Source organism: Psychrobacter sp. Ps2 (assembly GCF_022129405.1).
GTDB lineage: Bacteria > Pseudomonadota > Gammaproteobacteria > Pseudomonadales > Moraxellaceae > Psychrobacter.
Genome location: NZ_JADQAM010000058.1, coordinates 23,789 through 44,633 on the forward strand (window position 1 = coordinate 23,789; position 20,845 = coordinate 44,633).

19 protein-coding genes and 1 tRNA gene are annotated in these 20,845 nt (G+C 43.9%); 9 read left to right on the forward strand and 11 right to left on the reverse strand.

Translation table 11 applies throughout. The annotated features are described in order from the left end of the window. Window positions 1-8: 8 nt before the first annotated feature. A complete protein-coding gene (locus I3254_RS09465; protein ID WP_238052687.1) occupies window positions 9-2,651 on the forward strand; it encodes an FtsX-like permease family protein in 2,643 nt (880 codons plus the stop codon). Window positions 2,652-2,765: 114 nt separating this feature from the next. Further along, window positions 2,766-4,088: a valine--pyruvate transaminase gene (locus I3254_RS09470; protein ID WP_238052688.1), complete on the forward strand. Its 1,323-nt coding sequence runs from the start codon at window positions 2,766-2,768 to the stop codon at window positions 4,086-4,088. Window positions 4,089-4,140: 52 nt separating this feature from the next. Here I3254_RS09470 and I3254_RS09475 read toward each other — a convergent pair whose 3' ends face one another. The 3 genes from I3254_RS09475 to hisB all read right to left on the reverse strand — a co-directional run bounded on the left by I3254_RS09475 (window position 4,141) and on the right by hisB (window position 6,023). Further along, window positions 4,141-4,509: a hypothetical protein gene (locus tag I3254_RS09475; RefSeq protein WP_218870062.1), complete on the reverse strand. Its 369-nt coding sequence runs from the start codon at window positions 4,507-4,509 to the stop codon at window positions 4,141-4,143. Between the two features lie 204 nt (window positions 4,510-4,713). After that, entirely contained in the window at window positions 4,714-5,358 is a 645-nt protein-coding gene (hisH, locus tag I3254_RS09480; RefSeq protein WP_238052689.1) for an imidazole glycerol phosphate synthase subunit HisH, read from the reverse strand. Next, window positions 5,358-6,023 (reverse strand): imidazoleglycerol-phosphate dehydratase HisB, encoded by a 666-nt coding sequence (gene hisB / locus I3254_RS09485; protein ID WP_220455963.1) that lies wholly within the window; start codon window positions 6,021-6,023, stop codon window positions 5,358-5,360. Before hisB ends, hisH begins: the two co-directional genes overlap by 1 nt. A gap of 387 nt (window positions 6,024-6,410) precedes the next feature. Here hisB and I3254_RS09490 point away from each other — a divergent pair, with 387 nt between their 5' ends. Together I3254_RS09490 and I3254_RS09495 are read left to right on the forward strand one after the other, a co-directional pair. Beyond that, window positions 6,411-6,833, forward strand: coding sequence for a hypothetical protein (locus I3254_RS09490; protein ID WP_102091078.1), 423 nt, complete (start codon window positions 6,411-6,413; stop codon window positions 6,831-6,833). 122 nt (window positions 6,834-6,955) lie between these two features. After that, window positions 6,956-7,031, forward strand: a tRNA-Phe gene (locus tag I3254_RS09495). Window positions 7,032-7,153: 122 nt separating this feature from the next. Here the strand turns inward: I3254_RS09495 and I3254_RS09500 are convergent. After that, window positions 7,154-7,510, reverse strand: a complete 357-nt coding sequence (locus I3254_RS09500) for a hypothetical protein (protein WP_238052690.1) — start codon at window positions 7,508-7,510, stop codon at window positions 7,154-7,156. A 206-nt stretch (window positions 7,511-7,716) separates the two neighbouring features. Between I3254_RS09500 and I3254_RS09505 the strand changes: the two genes are divergently transcribed. Continuing rightward, a complete protein-coding gene (locus I3254_RS09505) occupies window positions 7,717-8,217 on the forward strand; it encodes a DUF4385 domain-containing protein (RefSeq protein WP_238052691.1) in 501 nt (166 codons plus the stop codon). 62 nt (window positions 8,218-8,279) lie between these two features. Next, window positions 8,280-8,963: a phosphoglycolate phosphatase gene (locus I3254_RS09510; RefSeq protein WP_238052692.1), complete on the forward strand. Its 684-nt coding sequence runs from the start codon at window positions 8,280-8,282 to the stop codon at window positions 8,961-8,963. A 49-nt stretch (window positions 8,964-9,012) separates the two neighbouring features. Here the strand turns inward: I3254_RS09510 and I3254_RS09515 are convergent, their stop codons facing one another. Then, a complete protein-coding gene (locus I3254_RS09515) occupies window positions 9,013-10,602 on the reverse strand; it encodes a YifB family Mg chelatase-like AAA ATPase (RefSeq protein WP_238052693.1) in 1,590 nt (529 codons plus the stop codon). Between the two features lie 353 nt (window positions 10,603-10,955). On the opposite strand from I3254_RS09515, the gene hemN reads away from it, so the two are divergent. Further along, window positions 10,956-12,512: an oxygen-independent coproporphyrinogen III oxidase gene (hemN, locus tag I3254_RS09520; protein WP_238052694.1), complete on the forward strand. Its 1,557-nt coding sequence runs from the start codon at window positions 10,956-10,958 to the stop codon at window positions 12,510-12,512. Window positions 12,513-12,590: 78 nt separating this feature from the next. Here the strand turns inward: hemN and I3254_RS09525 are convergent, their stop codons facing one another. The 4 genes from I3254_RS09525 to I3254_RS09540 form a co-directional block, all read right to left on the reverse strand. Beyond that, the gene (locus tag I3254_RS09525; protein WP_057762202.1) at window positions 12,591-13,451 is read right to left on the reverse strand and encodes an SPFH domain-containing protein; all 861 of its coding nucleotides are present in this window, start codon (window positions 13,449-13,451) and stop codon (window positions 12,591-12,593) included. A gap of 16 nt (window positions 13,452-13,467) precedes the next feature. Further along, window positions 13,468-13,947, reverse strand: a complete 480-nt coding sequence (locus I3254_RS09530) for an NfeD family protein (RefSeq protein ID WP_057762204.1) — start codon at window positions 13,945-13,947, stop codon at window positions 13,468-13,470. 212 nt (window positions 13,948-14,159) lie between these two features. Continuing rightward, the gene (locus I3254_RS09535; RefSeq protein WP_102083169.1) at window positions 14,160-14,711 is read right to left on the reverse strand and encodes a porin family protein; all 552 of its coding nucleotides are present in this window, start codon (window positions 14,709-14,711) and stop codon (window positions 14,160-14,162) included. 220 nt (window positions 14,712-14,931) lie between these two features. Then, window positions 14,932-15,471, reverse strand: coding sequence for a porin family protein (locus tag I3254_RS09540; RefSeq protein ID WP_102078619.1), 540 nt, complete (start codon window positions 15,469-15,471; stop codon window positions 14,932-14,934). A 304-nt stretch (window positions 15,472-15,775) separates the two neighbouring features. On the opposite strand from I3254_RS09540, the gene I3254_RS09545 reads away from it, so the two are divergent. Beyond that, the gene (locus I3254_RS09545) at window positions 15,776-17,008 is read left to right on the forward strand and encodes an 8-amino-7-oxononanoate synthase (RefSeq protein WP_238052695.1); all 1,233 of its coding nucleotides are present in this window, start codon (window positions 15,776-15,778) and stop codon (window positions 17,006-17,008) included. A 71-nt stretch (window positions 17,009-17,079) separates the two neighbouring features. Next, on the forward strand, window positions 17,080-17,889 hold the full coding sequence (locus tag I3254_RS09550; RefSeq protein ID WP_238052696.1) for a methyltransferase domain-containing protein: 810 nt from the start codon (window positions 17,080-17,082) through the stop codon (window positions 17,887-17,889). A 117-nt stretch (window positions 17,890-18,006) separates the two neighbouring features. Here the strand turns inward: I3254_RS09550 and dnaK are convergent, their stop codons facing one another. Beyond that, window positions 18,007-19,947, reverse strand: coding sequence for a molecular chaperone DnaK (gene dnaK / locus I3254_RS09555; RefSeq protein WP_238052697.1), 1,941 nt, complete (start codon window positions 19,945-19,947; stop codon window positions 18,007-18,009). 183 nt (window positions 19,948-20,130) lie between these two features. Next, entirely contained in the window at window positions 20,131-20,730 is a 600-nt protein-coding gene (gene grpE, locus I3254_RS09560; RefSeq protein ID WP_057762215.1) for a nucleotide exchange factor GrpE, read from the reverse strand. Window positions 20,731-20,845 lie beyond the last annotated feature (115 nt).

A 20,845-nucleotide genomic window follows, 5' to 3' on the forward strand; every position in this document is an offset into this window, starting at 1 on the left:
GTATCTTAATGAATAGTAAACCCACAGACAACAAATCGCCTGATACAGAAAAGACTGTTACCAGTATGCATCAAGAGTCCAGTTATCCTAGCGGCATTCTTAGTCAACTATTTACCCGTACCCTAGGTTTTCAAACACTAGGCTCGCAAGCACTCAGCCGTAGCTGGTGGCAGCGTTGGGTATATCCCGTGTTGTTCCTACTGACGTTGACCTTGTCGCTTGCAACCTATCTGACCCTCGACTCTGTGCAGCAGTCTGTCGATAGCTATATCAATGACAATCAGCGCGCGCTCATTGGTGGGGATCTAATCCTAAACAGTAAACAAGACTGGCCAAGCGAAGTATTGTCACAGGTAGAAACTATCCCTAATACACAGACGGTGTATGACTATCAATTTAGCGCCATGCTGGTCAATGATGAGCAAACCTTGCTTGCCAGCGTCAAAGCCGTCTCTCCGTCTTATCCCTTATATGGCACAGCGGAGCTTGCCTCGGGGCAGCCGCTGTGGGATCAGCTAACATCTGACAGTGTGATCGTCGCACCAGAAGTGCTTAGTAGTCTACAGGCCGATGTCGGCGACCGTATCACCATTGGCGATGCGCAATTTACGATCAGTGATGTACTGACCAAAGAGCCTGACCGTCCACTGACCACGTTTGGTTTTGGTGGACGTGTGTTGATGAAACAAGATGCACTTCCATCAACCAACCTGTTGGGGCAACGTAGCCGCATAAACTATCGTATCGAGATGGCAGGCGATCCAGAGCTGATAACCACGCAGCGTGAACAGCTTACAGATATCCTGACCAATTATCCTGATATCGAGCTCTCTGATGCCGAGTCCGCAGACACTTCTGTCTCGCGCATCTCTGATAATGTGCTGATGTTCTTAAAGCTACTAGTCATCGCGGTGTTGCTACTATCTGCGGTCGCCATGTACGGCGTCATTAGCGCCTTTGTCAGTAAGCAGCAGTCCAATAATGCTATTCGATTGGCGCTCGGCGAACCGCTTGGCTCACTCAAACGCAGCTATTATCAGCTGCTTATCGTTACGACTATCATTGCTTGTATCGCAGCGGTTGCCCTTAGTCTGGGCTTGCTCAAAATCGGTCAGCCGTATCTGGTCGCTATCTTGCCTGCCGACGTTGGTCTAGCCATCAACCCAATCAGTGCTATTAAAACCATTGTGATTGCCTTAGCCCTGACGCTACTGATTGCGCAGCGTGGTCTAAGCGCACTTAACACGACTAAACCCGCTACCCTACTCAATCAAGGGGCGAGTACGCAAACACAAAACCTGCCGTGGTATCGACGCACGCCATTACTGTGGTATGGCATCGTGCTGGCAGGGTTGTATACTTTCTTTGCTTATGAAGTTGGCTCACTGTCCTTAGGTGCGCAGCTATTGGGCGGTTTGATTGGCTTTGTGGCGATATTTTGGTTATTGGCGCGTGGGTGGCTATGGCTACTTAACAAGTTGGCAAGCAATACCAAGGTCAGCTGGATGCAGCGTATCGCCATTCATAACCTTGCGCGTAAAGGCAACCAATCAGCGTTGTTCTTTGTCACCTTATCACTATCGGTGGCGGTGCTGACGCTCATTACCACACTCAATCACAGTATCAATGCGCAGTTTATCAATGCCTATCCTGAAGACGCACCCAATCTGTTTTTGCTCGATGTGCAGAGCGATCAACATGACGATATTGATGCGATCATTGAGGCGCCTGTCACTTATTATCCCGTCATTCGTGCGCGTGTAGAGACGGCTAATGATGTGGCGGCAAAAGATATCGAGCCTGCTGATGGGTTTGATGATCCCACACGTGTCTTTAACTTGAGCTACGCAGATACGGTCATGGAGACCGAATACATCACTGAATCACTCACAGACGACGCGCTATACTCCTCTATCGATGCGACAAATGAACAAATCAAACCTTTGTCTATCTTGGACACTGCCGCAGGTATGCTCAATGTCGGTATGGGCGATCAGGTACGTTTTAACATTCAAGGTATCGAAATCATCGGGCAGATTACCAGTATTCGTACGCGCTATGAGCGTGGCCCAAGCCCGTATTTTTACTTCTTGTTTGAACCGTCCGTACTGTCCGCTGCCCCGCAGATTCAGTTTGCTACTGCCCACGTATCAGAAGACGCCATTCCAGAATTACAAGGCAAACTGGTACGTGAGTTCCCTGCTGTCACTACCATTGATGGGACTGCGATTGCGAAACAAATTCAAGAGCTGGTGGTACAAATGAGCCGCTTGGTCTATGTGTTTACCTTGCTTGCTCTACTCACTGGCGTTATGGTGCTGATCAGCTCGCTGCTGTCTACTTCGCAAGATCGCATGAAAGACAGCGCGTCATTTAGACTGCTCGGTATGCAAAAGCGCGATCTGTATATGCTAAATATCCTAGAGTTGGGCGTGCTTGGGATTAGCGCGGCGATATTTGCCGTTGTGATCGCCAGCGTTGGCGCATGGGCAGCAATCACGCAATGGTTTAATCTACAATTTAGTGTGCCGTGGACGAGCTTGGCTATTGGCGGTGCGGCGTTAATCGTCTTACTGTTTGCCATTGCCATTATTTATGTGAGATTGGTGATTGGCCGTGGAATTATGGCTAGGGTAAGAGCGATGATTTAGCAATAGTTTATTTTACGATTCCAACTCGTTTAAAACTGACTATTTGCTATACTAGCCCAACTTTATCGGTTAAATACCAACTTATAACACCTTCCCAAACAGCATGGTAGCCTTATGAAATTCTCAAAGTTCGGTCAAAAATTTACCCAACCCACTGGCATCTCACAATTGATGGATGATCTGGGCGATGCGCTAAAAAGCGATCAACCTGTCAACATGTTGGGCGGTGGTAACCCTGCCAAAATTGATGCCGTTAATGAGTTGTTCTTGGAGACCTATAAGGCGCTGGGTGTTGATAATGATGCAGGCGTGCCCAATAGTAGCGCGATTATCAGCATGGCGAACTACTCTAATCCGCAAGGGGATGCCGCTTTTATCGACGCCTTAGTTGGCTTCTTTAACCGTCATTACGATTGGAACCTCACTTCAGAAAACATCGCCTTGACCAATGGCTCACAGAATGCGTTTTTCTATCTGTTTAATCTGTTTGGCGGCGCGTTCACAGATGAGAAGAACGAATCTATCGACAAGTCCATTCTACTGCCATTGACCCCTGAGTATATTGGCTATAGTGATGTGCATGTCGAAGGTCAGCATTTCACCGCCGTATTACCGCATATCGATGAAGTGACGCATGATGGTGAGGAAGGCTTCTTTAAATATCGTGTTGATTTTGACGCGTTAGAGAACTTACCAGCGTTAAAGGAAGGTCGTATTGGAGCGATTTGCTGCTCACGTCCGACCAATCCGACTGGCAACGTGCTGACCGATGATGAAATGGCGCATTTGGCCGAGATTGCCAAACGCTATGACATACCGCTGATTATCGATAACGCCTACGGTATGCCCTTCCCCAATATCATCTACTCTGACGCGCATCTGAATTGGGATAACAATACGATTCTGTGCTTTAGCCTGTCGAAGATTGGTTTGCCTGGTATGCGTACGGGTATTATCGTGGCTGATGCCAAAGTAATCGAAGCGGTCAGCGCGATGAATGCAGTGGTCAATCTAGCGCCGACACGCTTTGGTGCAGCGATTGCCACGCCGTTGGTAGAGAATGACCGTATCAAGCAGTTAGCCGATAATGAGATTAAGCCGTTTTATCAAAAGCAGGCGACCCTTGCCGTGAAGCTGTTAAAAGAAGCCTTGGGCGATTATCCTTTGGTCATTCATAAGCCTGAAGGCGCGATATTTTTATGGTTATGGTTTAAAGATTTGCCGATTAGCACGCTGGATCTATACGAGCGCCTAAAAGAAAAAGGCACGCTTATTGTGCCAAGTGAGTACTTCTTCCCCGGTGTCGATGTCAGCGATTATCAGCATGCGCATGAGTGTATTCGTATGAGTATCGCGGCTGACGAGCAGACACTGACTGATGGTATTCAAGCCATTGGTGAAGTCGTACGTGAGCTGTATGATGAAGCCAAAAAATAAGATGAGCTGCTAGAATTATAAATTCAAATAGCAAAATGAAAAAACGGACTAATTAATAGTCCGTTTTTTTATGGCGTTTGGTCAGTGAAGTCGATTTATTGGTTGGTCGAAAGATAGTCGTCCACTTATTCAGCGCAAAGAGTACATACGGCAGCATACAAGTATTAATCAAATCACGGATACTCGCGAGTATCTGATCACGGCTCAAGCCAGTTAAGCCAAGCGATTCAATTGTATCTCGATTGTCCAGATACTCACCCAACAGCGCAATGCAAGTTACGACGATCAGAGCGATAAATGATCGAATACCTTGGCTTTTGATAATAGGTCGCAGCGCAACCAGACACAGCAGATAAACACCGACACCGACATAGATATGTAAGGCATCTTTGGCAAGGCCCGTTGTTTCCACAACATTCATTTTAAAGGCAGTAAAATCCACTGAGATATTCCAAATATAAGCGCGTAGAAAATAACTGAGCGTATCACTAAACCATGATGGCTAAACTATAATAGCTAAAGAATATCAGCTACAAAGTGATGGCTGAGCATAAAAAAGGTAGATTATACAATTGATAATCTACCTTCTACTAAATTAAATATTCACTTCACGTTTATCAACTACTTACACATTCCACTCTACAAAGTTCTTGAGCAATTGCAAGCCAGCAGTATGGCTCTTTTCTGGATGGAACTGGGTAGCAAATAGATTGTCTTGGATCACACTGGCACAGAACGGTTGACCATAATCACATACCGCCGCCACTTGTGAGCTATCAGCAGGATCACAGTAGTAACTATGCACAAAGTAAAAATGCGCGTTGTCTTCGATACCGTGCCAAAGCGGATGGTCAAAATCCATACCGTTAATGGTATTCCAGCCCATATGCGGTACTTTTATCGTCGCACCCTGCTTGTCTTTCCACGTAGGGTCAAACGCTTCTACAGTGCCGTTTAAGATGCCTAGGCAGTCCGTACCACCATTTTCAGCTGACTGCTCGAACAATGCCTGCATGCCCACACAGATGGCCATAACAGGCTTGTTAAACACTGCATGGCGTATGACGTCATCAATGCCTGCATCACACATGCCAGCGATACAGTCGCGCATCGCACCCACACCAGGGAAGACGATCTTGTCTGCCGCCGCGACGACTTTTGGATCATTGGTGATAGAGACTTCTGCTCCGACTACCGATAAGGCTTTGCTAGCAGAGTGCAGGTTGCCCATACCATAATCTAATAGTGCTACTTTAGTGACTTTAGCCATTAAAAAGCCTCTTTGGTAGATGGCAAGGTGTTTAGCGCACGCTCATCATATTCACAAGCCATACGTAACGCACGAGCAAAGGCTTTAAAGGTTGATTCGATTTGGTGATGGCTGTTTTTGCCTTTGAGGTTATCCAAATGCACCGTCATCCACGAGTGATTGACGAATCCGTAAAAGAACTCACTGAATAAATCCACATCGAAACGGCCGACGTGCGAACGTGTAAAAGGAATGTCCATATGCAAACCAGGACGCCCTGACAGATCGACGACAGCACGGGTCAATGACTCATCTAGCGGCGCATAGAAATGCCCATAACGACGAATGCCTTTCTTGTCACCCAATGCTTTATTGAACGCTTGGCCAAGGGTAATACCAGTGTCTTCAACGCTATGATGGTCATCAATAAACGTATCACCGGTACATTTGATATCTAAGTCAAACAAACCGTGACGCTTAATTTGATCAATCATATGATCCAAAAATGGCACACCAGTGTCTACCGTGCCTTTACCTGTACCATCTAAATTAACGGTACAGGTGATTTGCGTTTCGGCAGTGATACGCTCAACGGTCGCGATACGTTCAGGGCGACCATATAGATTTACGTTTTTTGACTCAGTTTGCTCAGGTGTGGCAGCAGTCGTCGTTGCATTGGCTGTCATGGCTACTCTCTATCAGTTTTTTATCAGTGAAAAGCGGTCAATAAATAAGGCAAAAACCTGCCCAAAATATTTTACTAGTGTCTGGGTCAGACCTTAGCAGAAAATGTATTAGAAAATGATATATACAAAAGATATCAACATATTAGGGTTTATACATACTAAATATTATATAGCCTCATCATAGCAAACCCTAACATTTACTGCCACGACCAAGCGGTAAACCACGCACAAAATCACGTCATTCTGCTAAAATAGTGTGTTCAGTATTATCAATCATGACTCGCGCTGACTTTGCAGACCCTTACTTACGGCACTACACGCTATGACATCGTGCTGTCTCATATTGCTAATTTATACTATAGAAACCCTCTATTTATAGGAACTGCTATGCCTTTAGAAGCGATCGCCATTAATAGTTTGGATGCGCCACTTATCAAAAAACCTGCTCGCGACAACGAGCTAGCAGAGCGCTTGCAAGCGTTGTACGATAGTGATGATGCACAGCCTGACGGTCTTGAGGTATTGAATATCGTTGAGCAAGGGTTTAAACGTGGACAGTACCTGTATGTTGGGATGTTCAATGATAAGCCTATCGCCGCTGTCGCCTGCTTTGATGACGGGCAAACCAATGCTAAGCGCCTGCAATATCTCACTGTCCATCCGGAGAATCGTAAACGTGCTATCGATGCCAAGTTTATTAAACTGGTCTATGATTGCGAAGTTAGAAAAGGCGTACGTGAATTTGTCCCCGCGGACGCCGATATTCACCGTATCATGAGCGAGTACGAACTATTGCGTGTGAAAGACTAAACTGAGCGCTAAAACGGTGAATTTTACCAATATCTAATTATTTATCGTCTTTTATTCGATAAAGTGCAAAAATTGCTTGACAGCTGAGCCTATATTTAGTTTAATAGCGCCTCAACGAAGACGGCTCGATAGCTCAGTAGGTAGAGCAACGGATTGAAAATCCGTGTGTCGGCAGTTCGATCCTGCCTCGAGCCACCATTCGTTAATAGAATTCTAAAAACCCTGAACAGCAATGTTCGGGGCTTTTTTATGTTTAAATTTTACCGTACTCTTTAGCGTTCGTTCTATTCATATGTTGCTCTTATTCGTATAGCCGACTACTATTCGTAAAAACGACCACGTAATAGTAAATTACAGCGCTCACGCGAATCCAAGTCGTATATAGTTGCGCGGTAATCAATACCGTGACGCCCCTCAAAGAATATCACTCGGTCGCCTACTGCCAAAAAACAAGACGTGCGCGCATCATAGATAAAGCCATCTATCACGAATGCTAAATCGCGATCTATCTCGCGTACCGTATACGTCTCACCTTGCGGAATCAAACGTTCAAACCACGCGCTGTGGGCAGCCGTAGTAGCTAGTATGCTTGTCGTTAGCAATAGCCACGCTACCAGTATGTTTTTTGGTAATCGCAAACGGCTGAGCTCATTTACACTTATTTTATTTCTCAACATAGTATCTCTTGTGGCATTGCATTCATCATATTTGTAGCCTTCATACGTCTCACAGTTGACTTTACCATAACCATTTTAACTCACCGCTTTTGATGCTAAATACCTACTGTCACGGTTGCATAACATTTTTGTGCTTTTTTCTAAACAGCTTGGCTAAGTATACTCAATAACCATATACGAGTAGATAAAAATAATAGGTCATAGATATGAGAGAGTTTGATTACGACTTGGATTATAAGAGTTTGGATTTGCGCGCTCAGCCTGAGTTGTACCGTGTTGGTCGCGGTGAACAAGGCGTATTACTGGTAGAACCTTATAAGTCTGAGATTTTACCTCATTGGCGTTTTGCGACTCCCGATATCGCCCGCGAAAGCAGTGAGGCTATCTATCAGATGTTTTTAGATTACTTGGCTGACGATGACTTCGTCGGCGCAGATATGGCGCGCAAGTTTATCCAAATGGGCTATACCCGTGCTCGTCGCTATGCCAATCACAAAGGTGGCAAAAAATATAAAGGTGCAGTACCTGATGATAAAAAAGGTCAAAGCGGCGCTCATGGTCGCGAAGAATTGCCACGACAAGAGGAAGACCCAGTCAAGGCGGAGTCCGCACGGATCTTTAAAGTTAAATGGGATGAATGCCGTGAGAACGAAGAGTATTTAAGAATGAAGAAAGAGCATCGTGAACGCTATAAAGATGTCGAATAGTTGCTACTGTGCTAAGGTATGGCCAATATAATAAATATAACGATTTCCAATAGTGAGGAACAATGAATAAGCAGCTTTTAATTTTTGATTTTGATGGAACACTCATTGATAGCGTACCCGATTTGGCCGACGCAACCAACGCCATGCTAACCACATTAGGCAAAGACACCTACCCTATCGAGACGATACGCAATTGGATAGGAAATGGCTCACGCCTGCTCGTAGAGCGCGCTTTGGTTGGTAAAGTGGAAGTAGCAGATGGCGAGCTAACGGTCGGAGAAGCTGATCACGCAGAGCAAATATTTTTTGAGGCTTATAGGAATCTTAGTGGTAGTAAAACCGTTGCCTATCCAGATGTCGATGACGGACTCAAAAAACTGCACGCAGCTGGCTATACACTTGCTTTAGTCACCAACAAGCCCATTCGATTTGTACCGAAAATACTACAGTCGTTTGGCTGGCAAGACTTATTTAGTGAAGTGATGGGCGGTGACAGTTTACCTGTCAAAAAACCAGACCCAACGCCCCTACTGCATGTCTGTGAGACTCTCAATTTTAGTGTCGAGCAAGCAGTGATGATTGGTGACTCTAGAAACGATATGTTGGCTGGACAGAACGCCAATATGGACACGCTCGGCCTGTCTTATGGCTACAACTATGGGCAAGATATTCGCGAATTAAATCCAACCGAAGCCTTTGATCACTTTGCTGACTTGGTTGCTTGGATTATGAAAGATAAAGCCTAGTGTATATGGAATCTAACAATTATCACGGTGTAACTTTCTCAAACAGAGATTACGCTTTATTGCGATAGCTCAGCGCCTCAGATACGTGGGCGCTGTTAATATCGGTACTGTTAGCCAGATCAGCGATTGTACGCGCCACCCGTAATACTCGGTGGTAGCCACGCGCTGATAGATTCAAGCGCTGCTGAGCAAGTTGCAATAACTGCTTTTCATTGTCGCCTAGCTGGATGTATTCATCGATTTCGCTAGGGCTAAGCTCATTATTAACCTTTTGCTGGCGCTGCATTTGATGCTGATGCGCTATTACTACGCGAGCCCGTACTTGCTTAGAGGTTTCACCTACCTGACTATTTTGCAAATCGGCAATCGGTAACGCAGGCACGGTGATATGCAAATCAATACGATCTAAGAGAGGCCCAGATAATTTGTCTTGATAGCGTTTTATCTGCTCAGGTCGACAGCGACAACGTCCTGATGTATCGCCATCATAGCCACATGGGCAAGGGTTCATCGCAGCGACCAGTTGAAAATTCGCCGGAAAAGTCATTTGAGAGTTAGCGCGACTAATAGTGATTTGTTTGGCTTCTAGCGGCTGACGCAATACTTCCAGCACACTCCGATCAAACTCTGGTAACTCATCTAGGAATAAAACGCCTTTATTAGCTAGCGTAATCTCACCTGGTTTGGGACGTGAGCCACCACCGACTAGTGCTACTGCTGATATCGTATGGTGTACTTGTCTAAATGGCCGCGTCCCATAGTCATAGTCGCTGTCTGCCACCGAATACGTACTAGCCACTTCTAGCGCATCCTCATCACTCAAGTCTGGCAATATCGTTGGCAATCGTGATGCCATGAGCGTCTTGCCAGAACCTGGTGGCCCTGTAAATAACAATGAATGACCGCCCGCAGCGGCAATCTCTAACGCGCGCCGAGCATGGTGCTGTCCTTTGACATCAGCTAAATCCACTTGATAGCCAACATGCTGCTGAGCAGGACTAGGCTGTACCACTGCTAAACTCTCATAGTTTGCACTTGGGTCAACGAGCGACTGTAGATGGTCGCAAACTGCTTTTAGACTCTGAGCAGCTAGTATCGTTACGCCATCAACGCGGCTGGCCTCACGACCATTATCAATCGGTACGATCAGTTGCGGTGTCATCGGCGGCGAGTTATTTGAGATCTCTGAATTATTTTGCTCTTGCTCATTCGCTACTACTTGCGACAATGCTAATGCTAACTTCTCAGCTTTAATCGCCCGTGCGACTGCCAAACTACCAGTTACTTGTCGCAATTGACCATTGAGCGCTAACTCGCCGATAAACTCAAATCCTGATAGCACCTCTGGCTCAAGCTGTCCGCTTGCTGCCAGTATACCAATAGCAATTGGTAAGTCTAAACGCGCGCCATCTTTAGGTAGATCAGCAGGGGCTAAATTGATTGTGAGACGGCGATTAGGAAACTGGAAACCTGAATTGAGAATGGCGGAGCGCACCCTGTCTTTACTCTCACGCACGGCGGCCTCAGGTAGCCCAACGATGGTCAATGCAGGCAGTCCTTGCGATAGATGCACCTCAATGATGACCTTGGGAGCATGCAGACCAACCACCGAACGGGTATAGACTTGGGCAAACGACATCAGCATCTTCCTAATACAGAGTGTCATTGATAATAAAGTATTATTTATCAACGCGCAAACGTCGTGTTTTATTGCTGGTGTAGAGAGAACCACCAAAACCTCAGCGTCGTTCTGAGGTTTTTTATGTGTAAATGATAGCTCTATTCTAATATTTAAGAATACTCTCCGACCACCCCACTGCTAACAAGGATTTGTTATACTACCTACTATACATTTAGCGATACATACTGCTGCCGATGACGTATTCAAAATTTATTATCAATCAGTCATAAAACTGAAAAATAAATACCAAATCCGAAAACCTTGATAATATAAAAACCAGCAGTATCTAGAGTAAAAACGAGGAATATCGCATGACAGACTATTTAGAACAGAACACTCAGCAGCCCTACAACCGTGCGGACGAGCCGCCCACGACTGTGCGCCCTGTTATGCAACCTGACAACCCTTATGCCAGTACACGCGGCAGCATTACTAGCAAGCAGCTACCAGCATTTGATGAGGCAATCATCAATAAGTACAATCGCTCAGGGCCACGTTATACCTCTTATCCGACTGCTTTAGAATTTACTCCAATACCGGATAGCTTTGAGGCTATCGGTCTTGAGACAAAAATCCTGCAGAGTCGCGAAGCGCGTGCTCCTTTATCGCTATATTTTCATATACCGTTCTGTCGCCACCTTTGCTACTACTGTGCTTGCAATAAGATTATTACCAAAAAAAATAGCGACTCTGGCGATTACTTGCAGTATTTAATCGCTGAAATTACGCATAAGTGCCGCCTGTTATCTACGCCAGAAGGCAGCGACAAACCATTGGTCAAACAGCTACATTTAGGCGGTGGTACGCCAACGTTTTTACGTGACGAAGAGATGGTGCAATTATGGGAGTTTTTACAGACTCAGTTTGAGTTTTTGCCAGAAGACGAAGGTGACTACTCTATCGAAATTGATCCTCGTGAGCTGAGTGAAAACACTCTGAAAATATTGCGTAATCTCGGTTTCAACCGTATCAGCTTAGGTGTGCAAGATTTAGATGAAACTGTGCAAATTGCCGTTAATCGTGTGCATTCCGCAGAGCTTATTGAAAGCGTGCTAACAGAAGCACGTGAGCTTGGTTTTCGCTCTATCAATATTGATTTGATTTATGGTTTACCGCATCAAACGCCTGATACTTTGGACAAAACCGTAAATCGTATCATCGAGATGTCGCCAGATCGCCTGTCGGTCTTTAACTATGCGCATTTGCCTGAGCGATTTAAAGCTCAGCGTCAGATAAAAGATGAAGACTTGCCAAGCCCAGCTACCAAACTGACGATGCTCGGCAGTACTGTCAATACATTGACCGAAGCCGGCTATCAATATATCGGTATCGATCATTTTGCCAAACCTGATGACGAGTTGGCTATCGCCCAGCGCGAAGGTAAATTACATCGTAACTTTCAGGGTTACACCATCATGGGTGATTGTGACTTATTAGGCTTTGGTGTCTCATCAATCAGTCAGATTTCTAATGCCAATACGCGCTATATTTTGCAGAACGATACTGATCTACAGAACTATCAAGCCAAGATTGATATGACGAAAATCAATCCGACTGTCATGCCTGCGGTCAAGTATATAAAAACCTCTATCAAAGACCGCTTGCGTGAATATGTCATCATGAACTTACTATGTCATGACTATCTCGATTTTAAAGATGTGAATCAAAAATTTGGTATCGATGCCATCACCTATTTTATTAGTGAGATTCAGCAGTTGGGCGCTATGCAAGACGACAGATTGATAGATATGGATGCAGCAGGTATTCGCGTCTTACCCAGAGGTCGCTTGCTTGGCCGTAACGTCGCTATGGTATTTGATGAATACTTGGACAAGAAACATCAAAACCGCTTTTCGAAAGTTATCTAAGTTAGCGAGTCATTAGTCCAATTATTAAACATAAAAAAGACCTCAAACGAGGTCTTTTTTTAATAGTGCTATGATTTCTTACACTTTTAATTTATCACCGACCATACCTTTTACAGTGCTTAAGATATCTGCTGGTAATACCACCATTTTGGAGTTATCAGATTCAGCCAACTCTCGTATCGCTTTGATATACTGTTCACCCAGCAAGTATACGATCGGCATCTCTTCCTCGCCCATCGCACTAGTAATCAAACGAATCGACTCTTCAGAACCTCTGGCTAGTACCACCTGCGCTTCAGCATCACGGCGTGAAGCCTCCAAGCGACCATCCGCTTCTAAAATAGCAGCTTGCTTTTGACCATCAGCACGGGTCACGGTTGCACGGCGCAAACGCTCTGCCGCTGCTTGCTCTTCCATAGACGCTTGCATGGTCTGCGAAGGATTAATATCTTGAATTTCCACTGTCTTAAGGGTAATACCCCAATCGGCGATATCTTCTGAAATCGCATGTTTTAGCTTGGTTTTAATCTCGTCACGACTAGACAATGCACTATCAAGATCCATCTCACCAATGATCGAACGTAGCGATGTTTGCACCAGATTACGGATACCGTATTCATAATCTTCAATACCATAGACCGCCTTGTCAGGACGCACGATATTAATATAAGCGACAGCGTTTGCAATAATAACGACGTTGTCACGAGTAATGACTTCTTGTGACGGAATATCAAGTACGATGTCCTTGGTCGTTACTTTATAAGCCACATCATCTACATAAGGGATGATGAGGTTGAGTCCAGGCTCTAGCGTTTGGCTATATTTGCCCAGTCGCTGTACTACCCATTTATAACCTTGCGGTACAATACGTACGCCTTTAAACACGGTGAATACCACCAGTGCAATCAATACCACCATGACAATACTAAAGCTTTCCATAACTCATCCCTTATTATTATACCTGCATACTTTTATGCATCGCTGCCTGCGCTTTTGTACTGCTCACAATCAGCTCATTACCCACGATATCCGTCACTACCACTCTATCGCCGATTGCCACCTGCTCCCCTCTCGTACGGCACATCCATTCAGCCGCACCAACGATAGGAACACTAAATCTAACCGTGCCAGCTTTATCTAGCTGCGGTGACACGATAATCATTCCGACTTCACCAACTATGACACTACCGCCTAGCCCAGCTTTGGTACGATCTACTGACAACGGTTTGATAAACTTAAACCAAGCCAGCAAAAACACAGCAGAGAGCACTAACCAGACGATAATCTGAACAGAGACAGAAATAGGCAACAGCCATGATAGCGCTGCAACGATGATGGCAGCGGCACCAAACCACAGACTGGCAAACGTCGGTACAAACATCTCAACGATTAGTAATAAGAAGCCTAATACTAACCAATGCCAAGGTTCAATCATCCAAAGTATCTCCATTCTTGCCACCATTCCTATCTTTATCATTCCAGTTTTTAATGTAGCACATTTTTAAGGATAACAACGCTTTAACGGTAATGATATATTACTTATTAGGTGCTTATATCTTGCTAACTTAAAGGCCACAATATAAATTTTAAGCAAAAAAAACGACCACTTAAAGTGATCGTTTTTTAGTCATCCACACAAATTAAAGCTTAGAATTTGTAATGTGCACCAAGAGTTAATAGCGTAAGGTCTTCAGCAACATAGTCATATTCAGCTTCAACACTCATATTAGGATTGAAGTTATAACCCAAGCCAATACCGCCAGCTACACCACTGTCGCTATCGCTGTCACTTCCAGAGTTTCCAAGAAAGTCCTCAGCAGAAACTTCAATCTCAGCTTTAGCAAAGCCTAGTTTACCTTTTGCATATAAGCCAGTATTTGGGAATGCATAACGGTAAGTACCATAAGCACCATAAGTTTTTAGATCAAATTCAGCGTCAATGCCACTGTTACCTGTATCAACATCAGCGTCATTAGAACCTATATACTCAATCTCAGCACCAAAGTTAGGATCGAAGTTATAACCAGCATAAACGCCATATGCGGTTGGATCATCTAAATCATCAGCATCTACCATGAATTGACCAGCTTTAATACCAACGTATGATTGGCCAGCACCATAAGAGATGGCTGCTTGTGCGCTCATGGTCATTACTGAGCCAGCGATTACTGCGATTAAAGCTTTTTGTAGATTTTTCATATACTTTTCTCAACTTTGGATTCAATAAACAAATAGTTTGTTTAATATCAAATGATACTCAACTATTTTCTACTTGTTATTAGTAGTGGAGGTATCATACCAACTTATTTACCAAAGTAAACATGTGTTGCAAAAGTATTTTACAGGCATAAAAAAACGACCACTTAAAGTGATCGTTTCTTTATTATAGCTGTTTGCTAAAAGCTTGTTTTCTAAATAATTAGAACTTTAAGTTAGCACCAACAGTAAGCAGCTTAGTATCTGCATCACTATCCATCATGGCATATTCTGTTTCAACATTGAAGTTAGGATTCACCGCATAGCCAAGACCGATGCCACCAGCAATACCAGTATCACTCACTGAATCACTGCTACCGTCGTTAAAATCAGCTTCTAGCTCTGTTTTAGCGATACCAAGCTTACCTTTGGCATACAGTGCAGTATTTGGGAACGTGTAACGATAAGTACCGTACGCACCATAAGTTTTCGTATCATAATCGCCAGCATTATTGTCTAGATCAGCATCATCTGAACCAACATATTCAACTTCCATACCAAAATTAGGATCGAAGTTATAACCAGCATACACACCATACGCAGTTGGATCGTCGCCGCTTACATCATTATCGAACTGACCAATCTTAGCACCAACATACGGTTGACCTGTATAGCCGTTACCATAATTAACGGCAGCTTGTGCACCTACAGTAAGTAAAGAACCAGTTGCTAGTGCAAGTATAGTTTTTTGTAGAGTTTTCATTATTAGCTCCTTCAAGTAAATTTGGACAAACAAGTTATTTAGTTGTATTGACCATTTGGCCGTATCGCCTTGTTTGCTAACGATGGGTACATAGTAACAAACTATTTCAGACACTCTGTCAGTGTTTAATGGTATGAGAGTTAAGATTTGAAAGCATTTGTCAGTGCTCGGGTTACAAAGGCCTAGATATGAAACCTTTTGTTACATCCATCCAGTTTATGCAATAATCCGTACTCATTTCACAGTTTTCTTGCTGGACAAATCGGCTAAACATGGCTGATATAACAATAATTAGAGAGAAGAAATGCAAAATTCTATCACTGAGCGTTTGCAAAGCGCACTTGCAGACTTAAAAGCAAAGCAGCAGTACCGTCAATTGCCAAACCTACAGCACGATGGCCGATACGTCGTTAGTGCAGGTAAAGCTTTACTTAATATCGCGAGTAATGATTATCTTGGCTTGGGCGGTGATATCGAGCTACAAACTGAGTTTCTCAATCAAATAGAACAGCTATCTACTACGCACACTCCTAAAATGAGTGCCACTTCCTCACGCCTACTGACAGGCAACGATATACAGTTAGAAGCATTAGAGTCTGAATTGCAAAGCTGGTATCAAAGCGCAATGGAAAAACAAGACCTGTCCAATACAAAGTCGGTGCTGGTATTGAATAGTGGCTATCACGCCAATCTAGGTATCTTGCCAGCATTAACAACTTTGCCCGTCAAGACGCTCATTTTGGCTGACAAGCTAGTACATGCCAGCATTATCGATGGGATGCGCCTGAGCCAAAGTAAACTTGTCACCTATCGTCGTTACCGTCATAACGATTACGAACATTTAGCCAAGTTTATTGAACAAGCAGACGAGACAGTTGAACGTATCATTATTGTCACCGAGAGTATATTTAGTATGGATGGTGACCGTGCTGACTTGCCTGAATTAGTACAATTAAAATCCAGAGATGCTCGTATTGAGCTGTATGTCGATGAAGCACATGCTATCGGGATATTAGGCGATACAGGTTTAGGATTGGCAGAGGAGACGCATACGTTGGCTGATATTGACTATTTGGTGGGTACATTTGGCAAAGCGTTTGCTTCAGTTGGTGCTTATATAATGTGTGATGATATTTTCAAACAATGGCTGATTAACGCTATGCGCCCACTAATTTTTAGCACCGCCTTACCCCCTATCAATCATGCGTGGACACGATTTATTTTAGCAAGAATGCCAAAACTCACTGACCAACGTGCGCATCTAGCACAGTTGTCTACCACGCTTAGCCAAGCCATTGACCCACGGCACCGTGTATCGCCAACTGTAGAAGATATGGATTATCAATCTCCTATCGTTCCTTATATATTAGGCGATAACGCAAGCACCCTTGCCAAAGCACAACAGCTACAAACCGCTGGATTTTACGCGTTGCCTATCAGGCCACCTACTGTGCCTACAAACACTGCTCGCATTCGTTTAGTTATGAATGCCAAACTGACTAACGAAGACTGCGAGCGACTGATACAGCAGTTGTAACCTTATCGTTTGACACAGGATTTACTCCTACTATTGATAGATAACTGGCGCATTTGGACATAATAAAGCCTATGACAACATTCGACACAGCTGACGACCTCAGTGTTAGAAAACAAACCATCGCTCGCCACTTTGCTAATGCAAGCGATTATGACCAGCATGCCAGTATCCAGCAAACCGTTTGTCATTATTTATTAGACAGTATTGCTCATACCAAACAAAGTAGTGTGTTGGAAGTGGGTGCAGGCACAGGTCAGATGACGCGCCTACTCGCTAATCATATACAAAGCGAGCACTGGCTCATTAATGAGTTATGTACTGAGCAGAGTGCTACATTGCAATCAATACTACCTGCTGCTGACGTAATGATTGGTGATGCTGAAACGATAGATTTAGCAGAAAATCATAGCTTGATAGTCAGTGCCAATGCCGTGCAATGGTTTGATAGTCCGTTGAGTTTCATCACACAATCAGCGCAGCGGTTAAAATCAGGAGGTCAGCTGCTCTTTAGCACATTTACGCCAAATAACTTTTTGCAAATTAAAACTCTTACTGGCCAAGGACTTCACTACCCAGATATTGACGAATGGCAATTGGCATTAGATAGTGATGGCTTTGAGAATATCAAACTCTCAACTCAGCGCTTTGATTTACCATTTCCAACCCCCTACGCTATCCTAAAGCATATGAAACTCACTGGTGTATCGACCAATCAAACGCAAGCTAAATCAGAAGATACTCAAACCTTTATATGGACAAAATCCCGTCTACAGCAATTTGAGTCAGACTATTGGCAGCAATTCTCAAAAAAGAATGACATAGGACAGCTCGTGGTTAATTTAACCTATGAAGTGCTCATAGTGAGCGCGTTTAAACTATAAGAACACGTCTTATTCATAAAAAAATAGCTAGCAGAAATAGTAAACGATAGAAAAAACAGCCATAAAAAAACGCACCCCGAAGGATGCGTTTTTTAATTTAACTAGTTAATAGCCGTATTATTTTTTGTCTTCGTCTACTTCAGTGAACTCAGCATCAACGACGTCGTCATCAGCTTTGTTGCTACCAGCATCGTCTGCACCTTGTTGGAACTGGCTAGGATCCATACCTTCTGCACCAGCGCCGCTATCAGCATAGATTTTTTGGCTGATTGGCAAGAATGCATTGTCTAATGCTTCAAGCTTAGCTTTGATTTCGTCATGATCGTCTTCTTTCGCCGCCGCTTCAAGCTCAGTGATGGCAGATTCTACTGTTGATTTTTCTTCATCAGTCACTTTATCTTCTGCTTCTTTCAGCGCTTTTTGTACCGCATGGATACGACCATCTGCTTCGTTACGAACTTGCGCTAGGTTAGCGAACTTCTCATCTTCAGCAGCATTAGCTTCTGCATCACGAACCATTTGTTCGACTTCTTCGTCCGACAAGCCAGAATCCGCTTTGATCTGGATGCTTTGTGCTTTACCAGTACCTTTATCGGTTGCTGAGATATTCATGATACCATCAGCATTGATGTCAAAAGACACTTCGATTTGTGGTAAGCCACGTGGTGCTGGTGGAATATCCGTCAAGTCAAAACGACCAAGCATTTTGTTTTGGTTAGCAATTTTACGCTCACCTTGATATACCTGAATCGTTACAGCTGGCTGATTGTCTTCAGCCGTTGAGAATACCTGTGATTTCTTAGTAGGAATCATGGTGTTTTTCTCGATAACTGGCGTCATGACACCGCCCATCGTTTCGATACCTAGAGTCAATGGCGTTACATCAAGTAGCAATACGTCAGTTTTGTCACCAGACAATACGGCACCTTGAATCGCTGCACCAGCTGCAACTGCTTCATCAGGGTTCACGTCTTTACGTGGCTCTTGACCGAAGAAGTCTTGTACTTTTTGCTGTACTAGTGGCATACGAGTCTGACCACCGACCAAGATTACATCGTTGATGTCGCCAATTTTTAGGCCAGCATCTTCAAGTGCAGTCTTACAAGGACCCATTGTACGTTGTACCAATTCTTCAGTTAGGCTCTCTAGTTTCGAGCGACTGATAGTAACGACTAAATGCTTAGGACCACTGCTATCAGCAGTGATGTATGGCAAGTTTACTTCAGTACTTTGGGCACTTGATAGCTCAATTTTTGCTTTTTCTGCGGCTTCTTTTAGACGCTGCATCGCAAGAGAGTCACCTTTTAGGTTCACGTCTTGCTCTTTTTTGAATTCAGCAACTAAGAAATCAATCAATGCTGAGTCAAAGTCTTCACCACCTAGGAAAGTATCACCGTTGGTCGCTAGTACTTCGAACTGTTGCTCGCCGTCTACGTCTGCAATTTCGATGATTGAGATATCGAAAGTACCACCACCTAAGTCATATACAGCAACGGTGCTATCGCCTTGCTTTTTATCCATACCATAAGCAAGCGCTGCAGCGGTTGGCTCGTTGATGATACGTTTTACATCTAGACCAGCGATTTTACCCGCATCTTTAGTTGCTTGACGCTGTGAGTCATTGAAGTAAGCAGGTACAGTTACAACTGCTTCAGTCACGCTCTCGCCAAGATAGTCTTCTGCTGTTTTTTTCATTTTTTTCAAGATTTCAGCAGAAACCTGTGGTGGCGCTAGTTTTTTACCGTTGATTTCTACCCATGCGTCACCGTTATCTGCTTTGGCGATTTTATAAGGCACCATACCGATGTCTTTTTGCACGACTTTGTCATCAAAACGACGACCAATCAAACGCTTGATTGCAAACAATGTGTTGTTTGGGTTGGTGACTGCCTGACGCTTGGCTGACTGACCAACAAGCGTTTCGTCATCTTTATAAGCGACGATCGATGGTGTTGTACGAGTACCTTCAGCATTTTCGATGACTTTAACTTTGTCACCTTCCATTACTGCTACACACGAGTTAGTAGTACCTAAATCAATACCAATTACTTTACCCATAATCAATTGCTCCTAATTTGTTTTTAACTATAAATACTTATTTATCCAGACCGTAGTCGGTCACTTGTTGCTATATATCGGTTTACCCGTCGTATTTTTCAAGGCGATAATCACGCAAAAACTGTGTTTCATGTCATTTTTTGTGAAAAACCTTCATATTAGTAGGGTTTAGCCCTAAAAATATTACTGACCAACACGAACCATGGCCGGACGCAATAGACGACCGTTTAGGCTATAGCCTTTTTGTAAGACCGTACCCACTGTATCTGCCGCTGCTTCTGGGTCAATACCCACTGCTTCATGGAAGTCAGCGTTGAATTTTTCGCCTTGTGGATCGACCACTTCTACGCCGTTTTTGGTCAATACCGCAACCAATGCTTTGTGCGTTAATTGCACACCCTCAGCGACTGGATCATTGGCATCGGCATTTTCGATAGCGCGCTCTAAATTGTCAACGATGTCTAACAATTCTTTAGCAAATTTCTGTAGTGCGAACTTTTTGCTTTTATCCGCTTCTTGCTCCATGCGTTTTTGCGCATTGTAAGCTTCAGCATTAGCGCGTGCAGTACCTTCTTTGGCTTGTTTTACTTCGCCTTCTAGCTCAGCAATACGCGCTTTGAAAGTATCAAGGTTGATTTCGTTTTCGATAGTCGTTTCTTCACCTGAATTATTCTGTGGATCAAACTCTTTCATGGTTTCTTCTAAGATACTGTCATTGTGATCAATATTCTCATGTGCCACATTTTGGTCAAGATTTTCGTGGTTCGGGTTTTGCTCGCTCATGATAGCTCCTTGGAATTTCAATAATGAAGATTAAGAGACAGCACAGTAGACCGAATAATTATTGATCCTACTATGCCATTATTAAATACTCGATGTTTCTAACTCATTGTTTTTT

Bases quoted from the DNA above. Each gene is read 5' to 3' on its own strand.
- I3254_RS09465 (WP_238052687.1), top strand. From the start codon at position 9: ATGAATAGTAAACCCACAGACAACAAATCGCCTGATACAGAAAAGACT.
- I3254_RS09470 (WP_238052688.1), top strand. From the start codon at position 2,766: ATGAAATTCTCAAAGTTCGGTCAAAAATTTACCCAACCCACTGGCATC.
- I3254_RS09475 (WP_218870062.1), bottom strand. From the start codon at position 4,509: ATGAATGTTGTGGAAACAACGGGCCTTGCCAAAGATGCCTTACATATC.
- hisH (WP_238052689.1), bottom strand. From the start codon at position 5,358: ATGGCTAAAGTCACTAAAGTAGCACTATTAGATTATGGTATGGGCAAC.
- hisB (WP_220455963.1), bottom strand. From the start codon at position 6,023: ATGACAGCCAATGCAACGACGACTGCTGCCACACCTGAGCAAACTGAG.
- I3254_RS09490 (WP_102091078.1), top strand. From the start codon at position 6,411: ATGCCTTTAGAAGCGATCGCCATTAATAGTTTGGATGCGCCACTTATC.
- I3254_RS09500 (WP_238052690.1), bottom strand. From the start codon at position 7,510: ATGTTGAGAAATAAAATAAGTGTAAATGAGCTCAGCCGTTTGCGATTA.
- I3254_RS09505 (WP_238052691.1), top strand. From the start codon at position 7,717: ATGAGAGAGTTTGATTACGACTTGGATTATAAGAGTTTGGATTTGCGC.
- I3254_RS09510 (WP_238052692.1), top strand. From the start codon at position 8,280: ATGAATAAGCAGCTTTTAATTTTTGATTTTGATGGAACACTCATTGAT.
- I3254_RS09515 (WP_238052693.1), bottom strand. From the start codon at position 10,602: ATGTCGTTTGCCCAAGTCTATACCCGTTCGGTGGTTGGTCTGCATGCT.
- hemN (WP_238052694.1), top strand. From the start codon at position 10,956: ATGACAGACTATTTAGAACAGAACACTCAGCAGCCCTACAACCGTGCG.
- I3254_RS09525 (WP_057762202.1), bottom strand. From the start codon at position 13,451: ATGGAAAGCTTTAGTATTGTCATGGTGGTATTGATTGCACTGGTGGTA.
- I3254_RS09530 (WP_057762204.1), bottom strand. From the start codon at position 13,947: ATGATTGAACCTTGGCATTGGTTAGTATTAGGCTTCTTATTACTAATC.
- I3254_RS09535 (WP_102083169.1), bottom strand. From the start codon at position 14,711: ATGAAAAATCTACAAAAAGCTTTAATCGCAGTAATCGCTGGCTCAGTA.
- I3254_RS09540 (WP_102078619.1), bottom strand. From the start codon at position 15,471: ATGAAAACTCTACAAAAAACTATACTTGCACTAGCAACTGGTTCTTTA.
- I3254_RS09545 (WP_238052695.1), top strand. From the start codon at position 15,776: ATGCAAAATTCTATCACTGAGCGTTTGCAAAGCGCACTTGCAGACTTA.
- I3254_RS09550 (WP_238052696.1), top strand. From the start codon at position 17,080: ATGACAACATTCGACACAGCTGACGACCTCAGTGTTAGAAAACAAACC.
- dnaK (WP_238052697.1), bottom strand. From the start codon at position 19,947: ATGGGTAAAGTAATTGGTATTGATTTAGGTACTACTAACTCGTGTGTA.
- grpE (WP_057762215.1), bottom strand. From the start codon at position 20,730: ATGAGCGAGCAAAACCCGAACCACGAAAATCTTGACCAAAATGTGGCA.